At 67.0% G+C, this 13,509-nt stretch carries 10 protein-coding genes and 3 pseudogenes; 4 read left to right on the top strand and 9 right to left on the bottom strand.

The genetic code is table 11. From position 1 onward, the window contains the following. From MKL20_RS02925 to MKL20_RS02915, 3 genes are all read right to left on the bottom strand, one after another. Positions 1-2,340 carry a xanthine dehydrogenase family protein molybdopterin-binding subunit gene (locus tag MKL20_RS02925; RefSeq protein WP_244035409.1) on the bottom strand — a complete coding sequence of 780 codons (2,340 nt, stop codon included), beginning with the start codon at positions 2,338-2,340 and terminating at the stop codon, positions 1-3. After that, positions 2,262-2,744: a (2Fe-2S)-binding protein gene (locus tag MKL20_RS02920; protein WP_409568105.1), complete on the bottom strand. Its 483-nt coding sequence runs from the start codon at positions 2,742-2,744 to the stop codon at positions 2,262-2,264. Before MKL20_RS02920 ends, MKL20_RS02925 begins: the two co-directional genes overlap by 79 nt. Positions 2,745-2,993: 249 nt before the next feature. Continuing rightward, on the bottom strand, positions 2,994-3,257 hold the full coding sequence (locus MKL20_RS02915; RefSeq protein WP_244035408.1) for a hypothetical protein: 264 nt from the start codon (positions 3,255-3,257) through the stop codon (positions 2,994-2,996). Positions 3,258-3,334: 77 nt separating this feature from the next. Here MKL20_RS02915 and MKL20_RS02910 point away from each other — a divergent pair, with 77 nt between their 5' ends. Next, the gene (locus MKL20_RS02910) at positions 3,335-4,354 is read left to right on the top strand and encodes a zinc-binding alcohol dehydrogenase family protein (RefSeq protein WP_244035407.1); all 1,020 of its coding nucleotides are present in this window, start codon (positions 3,335-3,337) and stop codon (positions 4,352-4,354) included. A 108-nt stretch (positions 4,355-4,462) separates the two neighbouring features. On the opposite strand, the pseudogene MKL20_RS02905 reads toward MKL20_RS02910, so the two are convergent. The 3 genes and pseudogenes from MKL20_RS02905 to MKL20_RS02895 form a co-directional block, all read right to left on the bottom strand. Then, a pseudogene (locus MKL20_RS02905) lies at positions 4,463-4,718 on the bottom strand (IS110 family transposase); the annotation flags it as partial. Between the two features lie 208 nt (positions 4,719-4,926). Continuing rightward, positions 4,927-5,319 (bottom strand): hypothetical protein, encoded by a 393-nt coding sequence (locus MKL20_RS02900; RefSeq protein ID WP_244035406.1) that lies wholly within the window; start codon positions 5,317-5,319, stop codon positions 4,927-4,929. Positions 5,320-5,364: 45 nt separating this feature from the next. Beyond that, positions 5,365-5,508, bottom strand: a pseudogene (locus tag MKL20_RS02895) (IS5/IS1182 family transposase); the annotation flags it as partial. Positions 5,509-5,982: 474 nt separating this feature from the next. Between MKL20_RS02895 and MKL20_RS02890 the strand changes: the two are divergent. Next, positions 5,983-7,572 carry a mechanosensitive ion channel family protein gene (locus tag MKL20_RS02890; protein ID WP_244035405.1) on the top strand — a complete coding sequence of 530 codons (1,590 nt, stop codon included), beginning with the start codon at positions 5,983-5,985 and terminating at the stop codon, positions 7,570-7,572. Between the two features lie 291 nt (positions 7,573-7,863). Here MKL20_RS02890 and MKL20_RS02885 read toward each other — a convergent pair whose 3' ends face one another. Next, positions 7,864-8,985: an aldo/keto reductase gene (locus tag MKL20_RS02885; protein WP_147854088.1), complete on the bottom strand. Its 1,122-nt coding sequence runs from the start codon at positions 8,983-8,985 to the stop codon at positions 7,864-7,866. Positions 8,986-9,081: 96 nt separating this feature from the next. Between MKL20_RS02885 and MKL20_RS02880 the strand changes: the two are divergent. After that, positions 9,082-9,983, top strand: a pseudogene (locus tag MKL20_RS02880) (LysR family transcriptional regulator). A gap of 46 nt (positions 9,984-10,029) precedes the next feature. Here the strand turns inward: MKL20_RS02880 and MKL20_RS02875 are convergent. Beyond that, a complete protein-coding gene (locus MKL20_RS02875) occupies positions 10,030-10,551 on the bottom strand; it encodes a DUF1993 family protein (RefSeq protein ID WP_244035404.1) in 522 nt (173 codons plus the stop codon). A gap of 381 nt (positions 10,552-10,932) precedes the next feature. Beyond that, positions 10,933-11,871: a LysR family transcriptional regulator gene (locus MKL20_RS02870; protein WP_244035403.1), complete on the bottom strand. Its 939-nt coding sequence runs from the start codon at positions 11,869-11,871 to the stop codon at positions 10,933-10,935. 74 nt (positions 11,872-11,945) lie between these two features. Between MKL20_RS02870 and MKL20_RS02865 the strand changes: the two genes are divergently transcribed. Then, a complete protein-coding gene (locus MKL20_RS02865; protein ID WP_244035402.1) occupies positions 11,946-13,163 on the top strand; it encodes an MFS transporter in 1,218 nt (405 codons plus the stop codon). Positions 13,164-13,509 lie beyond the last annotated feature (346 nt).

The following is a 13,509-nucleotide window of genomic DNA, read 5'->3' as shown; positions in this document are numbered from 1 at the left end:
TCAGGCTCCCATCGCGGCGCGGACCGCCGCTGGGCGGATGGGAAGGTCGCGCACGCGGGCCCCGATGGCAGCGAAGATCGCGTTCCCGATAGCCGGCGCAATCGAGATGACGCCGGGCTCGCCCAGGCCGACCGGCATGTGATCGTTGCGCAGAAACTCGATGTCCAGCTCCGGCACGTCGGTCATGCGCAATGGCGTGTAGGTGTCTAGATTGAGGTCCCGGGGCAGGCCCTTCTCGTATTCCGTGCTCTCGAACAGGGCGAGCGATAGGCCCCAGAGCATGCTCCCCTCGACCTGGGCCAGCGCACCGTCCGGATGCGCCAGCGTGCCGGCATCCACGACGGACGTCAGCCTCTCGACTGTGACGGCACCGCTGTGTGTGTCGACGGCGACCTGCGCCACCGTGGCGATCCAGGTCGGCATGTCGCGTTCCTGCCCGGTGCCGAGCGCCAAGCCCATACCCTTGCTGGGCGGCAGCGCTTCCCGGGCGGACCACCCGGCCTTCTCCAGGACGCGCTCCATGACGGCTCGGAGGCGATTGGCTCCACCGACGGCGTGCGGAGCCGCGCCGCCGTTGCGGCCCTTCGCGCCGAGCAGCGCGCGCCGGTACTCGGCGGGATCGCGACCGAGCTTGTGCGCGAGTTCATCGATATGCGTCTCGACCGCCCACGTGGTGTAGCCGGGCGCCACCGACCGCAGGTATCCAGGGAGCATCGTCGCATGGACGACGTCGCTGCAGATCGCCTGAATCCGCTGGCTCGCCGTGTCGTACCAATGGTCCGCGCCGTTGATGGCGAACACATCGACCGTCCCGTGCCCGTCCGCGCTCGGCGCCAGGAACTCCGGAAAGATCGAGCGGGTCGGCCATCCCGATGCGCACCTGTGGTCGTAGGCCAGAAGCGCTCCCCGCCCGTCGGTCACCGAGCGGAGTCTCTGCACGGTAGGCGAGCGCGGCTGGTCGAACTTCGTGTCATCCGACCGCGCGAAGATGAGCTTGACCGGTCGACCCATCTTCTTCGCCGCGAGCGCTGCCGGGACAATGTATTCGCAGTACAGGCGCCGGCCGAAGCCGCCGCCGAGGTAGGAAGTCTCGAACACAAGATCGGCCTGATCGATCCCGAGCGCCTCGGCGACGAGCGGCAGCGTGACCGACTGCCACTGGTTGCCAGCGTGCACGTGCCATGTGCTCCCATCCTGCCAGGCCAGGGCGTTGAGCGCTTCAAGATGCATGTGCAGCACGGTGTGCGTGCGGTAGACGCCCTCGTGCAGCGCGGCGGCTTCGGCGATCCGCATCAGGGGGTCGCCCTCCTGGAAGAAGATGCCTCCCGTACTCGGATTCTCGACGAGGCGCGCGCCTTCAGCGAGCATCTGGTCTTCGCTCGCCGCGCCACCATCGGACCGGTAGCTGACCGCGATGAGATCGGCCGCCTTGGCCGCGACGGGCCAGCTCTCTGCGACCGCGACGAGCCAGCCCTGGCATGTTCCTGTCGGATCGTCGATCACGACGGTGCTCAGGTAGCCGGGGAGCTTGCGGGCGGCCCCGTCGTCCCAACTCACGATGCTGTTCCCGTAGCGGGTCGGTGGCAGGACCGGCCGCGCGAACACCATGCCGTCGACCTTGCGGTCGATGCCGTAAACGGCGGTGCCGTTCACCTTCGACGGCACGTCGCGCGCGGCGGCGTCCCGGTTGAGGAACCGGCGTTCCGACGCCGGCTTCAGGGCGATCGCCTTGAGGTCCTCTTCCGTGAACTGGCGGGTGACGCTGCCGGAGGAGACGATGTCGGCGTAGCTGATGGCACGCGCACCGTGCCGCACCTCGCTGGCGCGAGCGACGCAATCCTTCAGGGGCGCCCCGAGCATTCTCGCGCCGGCCTCAAGCAGCGCGATGCGGCCGGCGGCCCCGGCGCGGCTCAGCTCTTCGAAGCTTTTGTGCACGGACCAGGAGCCGCCCGTGATCATTACGCCCCAGCGCGGGTCCGTGTCGACGTGCACGACCTCGACGTGGTCCCAGTTCGCCTCAAGCTCCTCGGCGACGATGCGTGCCAGCGCGGTGCCGATGTGCTGGCCCATCTCCGCCCGGGTGACGTGAACCAGGATGCGCCCGTCCCCGCTGATCTCGTACCAGAGTGTCGGGCTGTAGCCCCTGGACGAGACATCGCCGAACAAGGGACCAGCTTGCGCGCCCCCAGGGAGGAAACCCGTAGCGACGGCCGCGCTTCCCAAGGACGCGAGGAACCACCGCCGGGTGACGTCGACCGCGCTCATTTCCGCCCCCCGTTCTGGGCCAGGGCGGCCAGCTTGATCGCCTTCTGAATCCGCACGTACGCCATGCAGCGGCAAAGGTTCGCGGCCATGCCGTTCCTGATGTCGTCGTCGGACGGATCGGGAGTCTCGCCGAGGAGGGCCGCGGCCTGCATAAGCTGGCCCGACTGGCAATAGCCGCATTGCGGGGCCTGGACCTCGATCCAGGCGGCCTGGAGGGGGTGGAGCTCGCGACCGTCGCCTGCCGTCGCGGCCAGGCCCTCGACTGTCGTGACGGCTGAGCCGGCGACGCTCGCCACCGGGGTGACGCAGGAACGTCGCGCCTGGCCATCGACGTGCACGGTGCAGGCCCCGCACTGCGCCACGCCGCATCCGAACTTGGTGCCCGTCAGGTTCAGCCAGTCCCGCAGGATCCAGAGAAGGGGCGTGTCGCCGGGCGCGTCAACTTGGACGTCGACGTTGTTGACCAAGAACGAAATCACCTTGGATCTCCAACAGTGGGTCGATGGCTTGCTGGACACATGCGGCGAGATATCCCGAATCGTTCGAGCGTCCCTCGGACGAACACCACGCTGCTATTTTGGCCCTTGCTGCCGATACGTCCTCGGGACATGCGTGGATGCTCCGCAGGGCTCCGCAGGGCTCCGCAGGATTCGGCCCGGCCCCGCTGCATGCGAGCCGCGGGATGGCGACGGATTACCGGATAAAGCTCGTCGCAGCCCTGACGCCGGTCAGTTTGACGTCTTATTTAGCTGTGCGCCGGACACCGAGAATTTCTCGCTGCTCCATGGAGGCCCGGATTTCGCGACCTTGTCTGATACAGGCCCCGAATGAGCGCGCCGGTTGCTGATTCGGAAGCGACATACGGCACCGGAACTGATGCGTGTCAGGGCCGCGATGACCCGTCTCGTAGTCATATGCGGAAGGGCTGTTCCGCCTTCTTCATCAACGGACATCGGCATGATGGTCCGTTCGATGACCAGCATCTCGCGCACGCCATCCAGTCCGTGTGCTCCAGGCCGAAGCTTGCGTTGTAGGTGGTAGATGGCGGAGCCGAATACGCGAGAACACCATGCGTGCTGTCACCTATACTGAAGGCTCATCGATCGACGCGCCGGGTGCGCTCGTGGACACGACCTTCCCCGATCCTGCCCCCACTGACCGCGACTTGCTGGTGCGGGTGCAGGCCGTCTCGGTAAACCCGATCGACACCAAGGTTCGGCAGGGCGCCTACAAGCAGGGATGCGAGCCCAAGATCCTCGGCTGGGATGCCGCCGGGACCGTGATCTCCGTCGGCCCCGAAGTGCGCCTCTTCAAGCCGGGCGATACGGTGTTTTATGCCGGCGCCCTCGACAGGCCGGGCAGCAACGCGGAGCTGCAATGCATCGACGAGCGCCTCGTCGGTCCCAAGCCCGAGAGCCTGAATTTCGCCGCCGCCGCGGCACTCCCGCTAACAGCGGTGACTGCCTGGGAGATGCTGTTCGACCGGCTCGACGTGGCGAGGCCCGTGCCCGGCGCCGCGCCCGGGATCCTGATCGTCGGCGGCGCAGGTGGCGTCGGCTCGATCGCCATCCAACTCGCGCGGCAACTCACCGATCTCACCGTGATCGCCACCGCGTCGCGCCCCGAGACTGCGCAATGGTGCCGGGATCTCGGGGCTCACCATGTCGTCGATCATGGAAAGCCGCTGGCCGACGAGGTGGCCGCGCTGGGACTCGGCGCACCGAGCTTCGTGTTCTCGACGACGGGCACGGGTGCTCATCTCCCGGAGATCATCGAACTCCTCGCTCCGCAGGGACGCCTCGGACCGATCGACGACCCCGCGACTTTGGACGTGATGCCGCTCAAGCCCAAGAGCCTGTCATTGCACTGGGAACTGATGTTCACTCGCTCTCTGTTCCAGACTGCCGATATGGAACGCCAGCACGCGATTCTTACCGAGGTGTCTCAGTTGATCGACGCGGGGCGGCTCCGCACGACATTTGCCGAGTCGTTCGGCCCGATCGCAGCCGCGAACCTCACTCGCGCTCATGCGCTGATCGAGAGCGGACGGGCGAAGGGCAAGCTGGTTCTCGAAGGGTTCGGCAACTGAAGTGCAGACAGGCGAGCCAGATGTGCTCTCCTGCTGTGTGGTGGCGCGACTGATGCAGCATGAAGGGATGCGCTATGCGGCAGGTTCTCCATGGCGGCACCGCGACGACTAAGGCCGTGTTGAAGGTCGAGCGGAGAATGACCGCCATGGCGTAAGTTCGCGAACGATGGCGTCGAGCGTCATCAGGCGCTTTCGCATTACGGCTACGAGGGGACCTTCTTCGGCAGGCCTCGCTGGGCCAGCCGCTCATAGAAGGGGCGGAAGGGGGAGCCGCGTCGGATCGCGGTCAGAGCGGCCATGTTGAGCACGCCCCGCGCCGACCTTGTCCGCCCGCGCTGGTTGGTCGGCCTCGCATCAGGCCGGTCTAAAGCCAGCCGGTCCGGTTAGCGCTACTCGGGCTCTACGCGTTGGTGCAGCGTCGGACATAGAGCGCGGGTACGGAAACTGGCCGAGCTTACGTCCGTTTTGGTGGACAGCTCGCTTGGAAGCGGCTCTTCCGCTATCGGCCAGACCCGGGCATTTGAGGCTAACCGAGTCGCAACCAATCAGACCTTCTGGATGGCAGAAATGGGTCATGCCACGACGTCGTAGGCCGCCAGTTCGGGCAACATCGCTTCGACCACGAAATCGACGAACGCCTCCGGCGCGTCCAGGTAGAATTCGCGACCGGAATAGGCGCCGACATGAGCGCGTAGCCCCCTCGCAGCGAGCCATGCAGCCAGCCGGTTAAGGTCAGCTTCTGGGGTGCCGCTAAGGAATGAGATCTGCGAGCGCTCTCGGTCTTGATCGCGGTGCCCGGTGTCGCTGCCGCTGAGCTGCAGGTCCACATTGGCCCCGGGTTGCCGCAACCATACGGCCCGATTAGTGCGCCGCAGTTCCACAAATCCCAGCTGCTTGACGAACATATCCACGACGGTCTGAAAATGACCCGGATTCACCCGGTTAGCGATATGGTTGAACCGCAAGACTCAGCTCCGTCCCGTCCCCACGAGTGACAAAATAGACGACCGGTCAGCCGCAAGCCGCGCCGACCATAGCCCAAAGCGATCCTGCGTGCGCGCGACCATGGTACGGGCCGCCCCGACCTCCGCCTGCCGGATCGCACGGCTGGCCTCGAAGTCGACGATCACGGCGCGGTCGAGGTCGATCACTTGAGATGTTCGATGTCATAGTCGGTGTGTCGGCCTGCCCCGTACGCTCGACCGATGCCGCCCGCTGATGCGCGATCAGATCCCGAGACAAAAAGTCCAGGGCTCTCGGTGACACGCGCCGCTGGGGGCGTGTAGGAGCGGGCGGACGACCCGAGTGGCGAGGTCGCGCCGGCCTTCGAGTATCGGGACGCAATTTATGCATGCAGGTCCAACGTGCTGAAGATCCGGCTTGGGCGGCTGTTGGTCGTTGCCGCACTTACAATGGTCCCCATCACAGCACACGCCCAGGGTCCATCAATCGGATTCGGTATTTCTGCGTTCGGTCACGATCTTGACCAGTACCTCCGCGCGATCCGCGACAGAACGGGCGATCTGGTCGCGGCTGCCGCCGGGGTCCCCGCAGCGACTAGCCAAGCCGCCTCAACGCTCGTGGCAGACGAGCGGACGAGCCCGATTGGCTTGGCTGTGCGACTCCTCATGCTTTGGTTCGGAGGGTGGCTCGCCGAGCGCCTGTTCTTCCGCTGGTCCGCGACATGGATGCGCCGGATCGCCGACAGCCCGCTTGCCACTGTGCGCCAGCGGGCTGTCGCCCAGGCCCAGCGCCTGCTGTTCGCCCAATGCTTGGTCCTGAGCTTCGCAGCGGGTGCCTGCCTCGCCTACCTCGCTGCGGCCCCCCCGGCCGCAGCTGGCATCATGGCGCTGGACGTGCTGCTTGCCATCGTCGCCGTGCGCAGCGCGCGCGTGCTCGGCCGCTTCCTGCTCGCCCCCGGCGGACCGCGGCTGCGCCTCGTCGCCCTGCCGACGAATGCGGCCTGGCGCGCGCAGCACGGTGTCACGGTCGTGGCTCTTACCCTGGCGGCGGGGCTCTTGTGGTCGGCGCTTCTGCGGCTGGCTGGCGCCGGAGCGGCCGTCGCCGACGCATCCACGAGCCTGGGTCTGCTGCTCGCTGCCATCCTGACACCGGCGGTAGTCTGCGCCGTCGTCCTGGCGCGGCACGGGGCGGACAGACATCCGCCGCGCCCGGCGATTGTAGCGCTGGCCCTCGTCCCCATCACCGCGTGGCTGCTGGCCCAGGCCTGCCTCTCCGCCGTGGCGTGGGCCGCGCTGGTGATGGGCCTCGCGCCGGCGCTGGCGTTGGCGCTCGGCGACGCGGCGCGCACGATCGCGTTCGGTCCGAACCGCTCGGGAGCGCTGACACGCGAGGAGCGCATCGTCGCCCACGCCGCCCGCAACGTCGCGTTGATCGCGGGGCTGCTGCTGGTGGTCCGGGGCGCGCCCGGGTCTGACGAAGGCTTAGGCGCAGTGGCTACGACCGAGATCGTGTCCGCCCTGCTGATCCTACTGGGCGCCGACCTTGCCTGGCAGATCGTCCGCAGCTTGATCGACCGTGGTCTCGCCCGGGCGGACAGCGACTCGCGCGCGGATCGCCTCGCCACGGTCCTGCCCGCCCTGCGCACGGTAGTGCTCGTCGCGCTCGCGGTCACGGCGATCCTGGGCATCGCCTCGACCTTCGGCCTGCAGATCGGGCCGCTGCTGGCCGGTGCCGGCGTGGTCGGCCTAACGATCGGATTCGGGGCGCAGGCGCTGGTGCGCGACGTGATCGCGGGCTTCTTCCTGCTGCTCGACGACGCGTTCCGAGTTGGCGAGACGATCGAAAGCGGCGGCCTGCAGGGCCGGGTCGAGGCGTTCTCGCTGCGCTCGGTCCGGCTGCGCGACGACAGCGGGCACATGCACACGGTGGCCTTCGGCGAGTTGAAGGCGGTGACGAACTTTTCGCGCGACTGGGCAGGGCTGGAGGTGCCGATCTACGTGCCGCACGGCGTGCCCTACGAAGCCGCAGCTGGCGTGATCACTGCGGCTATCGCGGCGGTGGAGGCCGACGAGGCGCTCGCTCCCTTGCTTACTACGCCGCCCGCGTTCCTGGGTGCGACGGCCCTGTCCGAGGCATCCGTAAGGATGGCAGTGCTGGTCCGGACGGTGCCTGGCAGCCAGGGGCGGGTGAGATCGGACCTGCTGCGCCACGTCCTGTCCGGCATGGCCGGAGCGGGCATCCCGCTGAGTAGCTGACCGGTCGAACACAGCGAGCGGGGCGCGATAACGGACTGGTGCCTCAAACCGATGCCGGAGCGACCGTGTCCGCTTCAGCGCGGCATCAATCAGAAGCAGTCATTCGGCTTTCGGCCAGATCTCGTCGTTGTAGATCGCCCCCATGAACGGCTGTGACGGGTGGTAAGCTGCCGGTCCGCTCTCGGCGTCGTGTCGCTGAAAGCGAACCTTGCGGCCAAAGCTCACGACGCGGAATACTGTCCTTCGGTGACTTGCTCCACCCGAGAGCGAGTGAGCGAGGAAGGGGTTTCCTCAGAGCATCTCGTTTGGGGCTTGAACCTGCGCGCCGCCGAACACGACGGCCTGCCGCAACGACGGTCGTGACAGGCCGTAGATCAGACGCGGCTCCACCGGTGCGCTGACCGCATCCAGGGCGGCGCGATGCTCTGGGGAAAGCATGAGATCGAGCGCGGCGATGTTGTCGGCCACCTGCTCCGGCCGGCTCACCCCCATCAGCGTCGAGGCGACACCCGATCGTCCGACCACCCAAGCGAGCGCAACGCGCGCCGGCGATTGCCCGATGGCCACCGACACCCGGCGCACACCTTCGACGATGTCCCAGTTGCGCGGCGTGAACAGGCTGTCTCCGAACGGGTTGGACCCGTCGAGACGCTTGTCGTCGGCGGGGCGCGCCTCGCCCGACTGAGCAGCATCCTTCGGCAGGCCGCCTGCCCGCGGACCCGCAGCCTCAACCGTCACGCGATCGTACTTGCCGCTCAACAGCCCGTAGGCGAGCGGCGACCATGGCACCACGCCCATGCCGAACTCGGCAGCGAGCGGGACATGCTCGTCCTCCACCTCCCGGTTCACGAGCGCGTAGAAGTATTGCAACGCGATCGGCCCCGGCAGGCCGCGTATTGCGGCCACCGTCGCGAGCTTGGCGACGTACCACGCGGGCGTGTTCGAGAGACCCCAGTACCGGACCTTCCCGGCGCGCACGAGACCAGCCATGGTCTCCAGCAGCTCCTCCGCCGGCGTGATCCCGTCCCAAACGTGCACCCAGTAGAGATCGACGTAATCGGTCTGCAGGCGACGTAGTGAGCCTTCCAGCGCCGCGTGAACATGCTTGGCGCCGTTGCCGCCTGCGTGCGGCCCCTTGCCCGTGGCAAAGCCAGATTTCGTCGCGAGGACGATCCGGTCGCGCAAGCCGCGCTCGCCGATGAAGCGGCCGAGCATCGCCTCGCCCTCACCGCCCGCGTACACATCGGCTGTGTCGATGAAATTGCCGCCCCGCTCCAGGTAGGCATCGAACACGGCGCGGCTGCCGGCCTCGTCCAGCCCCCAGCGCGCGGTGCCGAAGGTCATGGTGCCGAGCGCGAGCGGACTGACCGCAAGGCCGGAGCGGCCGAGCGTACGGTAATGCGTGAGGTCCATTGTTGCATATCCCTGCTGATACCCCACAGGATAGAGCCGCCGTTCGTAGGCGATTAGCCCCAAACATCGGCAAGGGCTTGTGAGCGGAGTTCAGGAATGCGACGGGGCACGCTCGATGATCTCGCGGCCTTCGCGGCGGTCGCGCGCACCCGCAGCTTCACGCGGGCGGCGGCCGAGCTCGGCTTGTCCCCCTCGGCGCTCAGCCACGCCGTGCGGGGGCTGGAGGAACGGCTCGGGGTCCGGCTGCTCGCGCGCACCACGCGTAGCGTCGCGCCGACGCCGGCGGGCGAGCGGCTCGTGCGTTCGCTGGCCCCGGCGCTGGCGGAGGTCGAGCGCGGGCTTGCAGCGCTCGCCGACTGGCGCGGCGCGCCGTCCGGTTCGCTGCGGCTGACGACCTTTTCTTCGGCCGCGCGCCGAGTGCTTGACCCAGCCCTGCCACGCTTCCTCCTCGATCATCCGGCCGTATCAGTCGAGGTCGTCATCGACGACCGCCTGACCGACATCGTTACTGCCCGTTTCGATGCCGGCATCCGCTTCGGCGAGACGGTGGAGCGCGACATGGTAGCGGTGCGGCTGGGGCCGGACCTGCGCACGGTGGTGGTCGGCACACCCGCCTACTTCGCGCGCCATCCGTGGCCCGGGACGCCTGCCGACCTGGAGGCGCACAACTGCGTCAACTACCGGCTGGTCGGCGGGGGTGGATTGCTGCCGTGGGAGTTCGCGCGCGACGGCCAAGACGTGCGCGTGCGTGCAAGCGGGCAACTCACCGTCAATGATGCGGCCCTCGGGGGGCGGCCGTGCGGGCCGGTGCCGGGCTCGGCTACATGCTGGAGGAGGATGTGGCCGCCGACATCCAGGCGGGCCACCTCGTGCAGGTTCTGGCGGACTGGTGCACGCCCTTCCCCGGTTACCACCTCTACCATCCGAGCCAGCAGGCTACCCCGGCGCTCCGCGCCCTGATCGATGCCGTGCGTTGGGTTGAAGCACGACCTGTTTAGGTCGGACACGGTCGAATGCTCCTCCGACCGCGGGGAACCGGAGCGACTACTGCGCCGCGTGAATGTTCGGCGGCCCGAGATGCTGGAGAAAATCCGGCTTGCCGAGGCTCACGCCAGCGCCCCGGAGGATCCCGTAGGCTGTTGTCACGTGGAAGAAGAAGTTCGGAAGCGCGAAGCCGGTCAGATAGGTTTGCCCACTGAAGCGGTATCCCATGCCATTCGGGAACTTCAGCTCCACCTCCCGCTCCGCGCCTGAGGCCAGCGCCGCCGGATCGATGCCTTCAACGAAGGCGATCGTCCTGGCACAGCGCTCCTTGAGTTCGGCGAAGGTCGTCTCGACGTCGGGCATCGAGGGCGCTTCGATCCCAGCCAGCCGTGCCACCGCGTTCTTCGCACTGTCGGATGCCATTTGATACTGAGCAGGCAGAGGCTTCATGTCGGGAGCCAGCCGCTGGACGAGCAACTCGGCTTCTGGCTTCTCTGATGCCGCCTTGTCGAGCCAAGTGCTCATGTTGCGAAGCGCGTTGACGAAGACGGGGACGCTGACGTCGTAGATGCTGATGCTCATCTGGGCTCCCTAAGGCACCTGCTATAATAGACGCAGTGAGAAGGCGCACACCGCAAAAGGGTGCATCGAACGAAGACGCTAGACCGCCGACGAACGGCCGCTTCGGAGAAGCGACGGGAGGGGTCCGGGCGGCTAGGTTGGGTCGGTAGGAGCCTGTCCGCTTTTCCGGCCGACTTTCTCCGAACCGGACAGGCGGCTTTCGGCCAGTTCCAGTCGCGTTGGTTAGTGCCTCTGGATGGCCGGGTTGGATGGGAAACGGCCCGACTGCTTTGAGCGTGGGATATATCGAAAGCTGCCGTTAGTGATCCGGGGCGCTTTCCCGAAAATGATGGTGTTTCGAGAAAGCCGGTGAATGGCCGCCTACAGCAGTGCGGTCGGTGCTTATCCCTCGGCGGCCAACATCGTCAGCCGATCACGCAGCCAGCGTTGTGCCGGATGGTTGGTCGTCCGGTCATGCCAGACACTCGCGATGGTAAAGACAGGGATGGTGAGCGGCGGGTCTAGCACCTGCACCCGATCCGACCAGCCATCGGCGATCCGCCGTGGGACCAAAGCAATCATGTCGGATCGTGACACGACCTCCGGCACGATCAGGAACCCCGACGTGGACAGGGCTACGGTGCGGCGGCGGCCGACGGCCTCTAGTGCCGCATCGGTAGGTCCCGAGAACCCGCCGCCTTGGGGAGACACCACAACGTGCTCCAAAGTACAGAACACGTCCAGGCTGACATATCCCTGTACGGTCGGGTGTCCCTGCCGGGCGATCACCGTGTAATCCTCACAATAGAGCTGACGCTGGCGCATGGCCGCCGGTGCATGGTCTGAAGATGCCAAGGCTAGGTCGACCTCGCCACGCTCCAACTGCGTGGCGAGCGCCAGCACGTCCAGGGCACGCCAGGCAATGCGGACCTTGGGCGCCTCGGTCCTGAGCGCGACCGAGAAGCGGGTGAGCAGCGCATACTGCTGGTAGTCGGTCGCGGCGATCACCAGGGTGGCCTGCATGGTCGCCGGGTCGAACGGTGCTCCATCTGCCACTACCCTGCGGACACCCTCCAACGCTTCATGCAACGGTTGTCGAAGCTCGACGGCGCGCTGGGTCAGGACCATCCCGCGCTGTGCCGGAATGAGGAGGGGATCGCCGAAAGCCTCGCGAAGCCGCGCCAGCCGGGCGGACAAGGCGGGTTGGCTCAGGTTCAGGCGCTGGGCGGCACGCGTGACGTTCCTTTCCGCCAGCAGGGCTTCGAGCGTGACGAGTAGGCCGAGATCGAGGTTCCGGGTATCCATTTGCTCGATAACAACAGGCAGAAGGTTCGATTTCAACACTGCGACGCGCCGCGCGATATGCCGAGCAGGCTTCAGTTCCGGGAGCCTCCATCGACTTCGCGGATAGCAGCTTGCCGGAAGCCCCCGCCCTCCAACCGCATCGCTCCTCCTCGATCGCGTTCCCGCTGCTCGCGGCCATCCTGTTCCTGTTCTTCGTGTCGAGCAGCGTGCCCTCGCCCTTGTTCGTCGTGTTCCAGGAGCGTTGGGGTTTCTCCCCGGGCATGCTGACGGTCGCGTTCAGCATCTACTCCCTGGTGCTGTTAGTGACGCTGCTCGTGGCCGGGTCGCTCTCCGACCACCTGGGACGCAAGCCGGTGATCGTAGCGGCGCTGGTCATCCAGGTCGTGTCCATAGCGCTTTTCCTAACGGCAGACGGCATCGGCGGATTGCTGGCCGCCCGGATCGCCCAGGGCATATCCATGGGCGTGGTCAACGGCGCCCTGTCAGCCGCGGTGATCGAGGCGGCGCCACCGGCCCGCAAGGCGCTTGGCAGCCTGTTTACAAGCATCTCGCCGCTCGCGGGGCTGGCGACGGGCGCCTTCGTCACCGGCGTGCTGCTCGGCGTGACGGACAGGGCGGAGATCTGGGCGTTCGGCTTGCTCGGGGGGCTGTTCTGCCTGGGTGCGTCGATTGTTCTGCTTATTCCCAAGACGGCAAGCCCGGTGCCCGGCCTGCTTCGTTCCATGGTGCCGAGCGTGCATGTCGCCTGTTCGGCGCGCGACGGCTTCACGCGCGGGCTGCCGTTGCTCCTATCGATCTGGGCGCTGGGCGGCTTCGTTAGCGCGCTCGGGCCGTCGCTGTTGCGCACTGTCTTCGGCGTCAGCAGCGGATTGCTGAACGGCGCCACCGTCGCCGTGCTGTGTGGCGCCGGCGCCGTGTCGCCGCTGATGATGCGTGGCCTGCCGCCTAGGCGCATGGCTGTCGTGGGCATGGCGGCGGTGACGGCCGGGGTTGGCCTCCTGCTCGTGTCGATCGGCACCGGAGCGTTGGCGCTGTTCTTCGTCGGCAGCGCGGTCGCCGGCGCGGGGCTAGGCGCATCGTTCAGCGGCCTTATCCAATCGCTCGTGCTGCTTACCCCGGTGCACGAGCGTGCCGAACTCTTCGCGGCGATCTTTCTGGTCACCTACCTGTCCTTAAGCGTCCCCCCCATCGCTGCAGGCTTCGCCGTTCCGCTGGCCGGCTTCTTGGGTACGACCCAGACTTATCTCGGCGCTGTCCTGGTCGTCTCGGCAATCGCGACCGTCCTGCAATGGCTGTCCCCACCGAGAAGGGCTGATCGGATCGAATGACCGCTTTCGGGCTGCTTACGCATGCTTCAGAACAGCCGGGTTGGGTCGGAGATGGAATGTCCGCGTCCGGATGCAGCGCCGCGGTCGGGTTGCGATCCTCAGAGGAATCGTTCGCATAACGCGCGCTTACGGAACGAGGCGCCATGGAGCAGCAACAGGCTGCTTGCGACCGATTTCGTTGAAAAACTCGTTGGCGGCCGAGATCGGAGAGGGGCGGGATGAGCCCTCGCCCTCGAGCTGGGTGTCGCCAGCCGGTCAGGCCGGGCTCGGCTGCGGGATCGGGAGGAGCTTTGCGAGCTTCCTCAGGTTCTGGGCGGCGGCTGCGAGGTGGAACTCGTCTCTTGCT

The organism is Methylobacterium sp. E-066 (assembly GCF_022829635.1).
Lineage (GTDB): Bacteria > Pseudomonadota > Alphaproteobacteria > Rhizobiales > Beijerinckiaceae > Methylobacterium.
This window is presented reverse-complemented; position numbering and strand designations above follow the sequence as displayed.

Coding starts and splice junctions, on each gene's coding strand:
- MKL20_RS02910 (WP_244035407.1), top strand. CDS start 3,335: ATGCGTGCTGTCACCTATACTGAAGGCTCATCGATCGACGCGCCGGGT.
- MKL20_RS02890 (WP_244035405.1), top strand. CDS start 5,983: ATGCTTTGGTTCGGAGGGTGGCTCGCCGAGCGCCTGTTCTTCCGCTGG.
- MKL20_RS02885 (WP_147854088.1), bottom strand. CDS start 8,985: ATGGACCTCACGCATTACCGTACGCTCGGCCGCTCCGGCCTTGCGGTC.
- MKL20_RS02875 (WP_244035404.1), bottom strand. CDS start 10,551: ATGAGCATCAGCATCTACGACGTCAGCGTCCCCGTCTTCGTCAACGCG.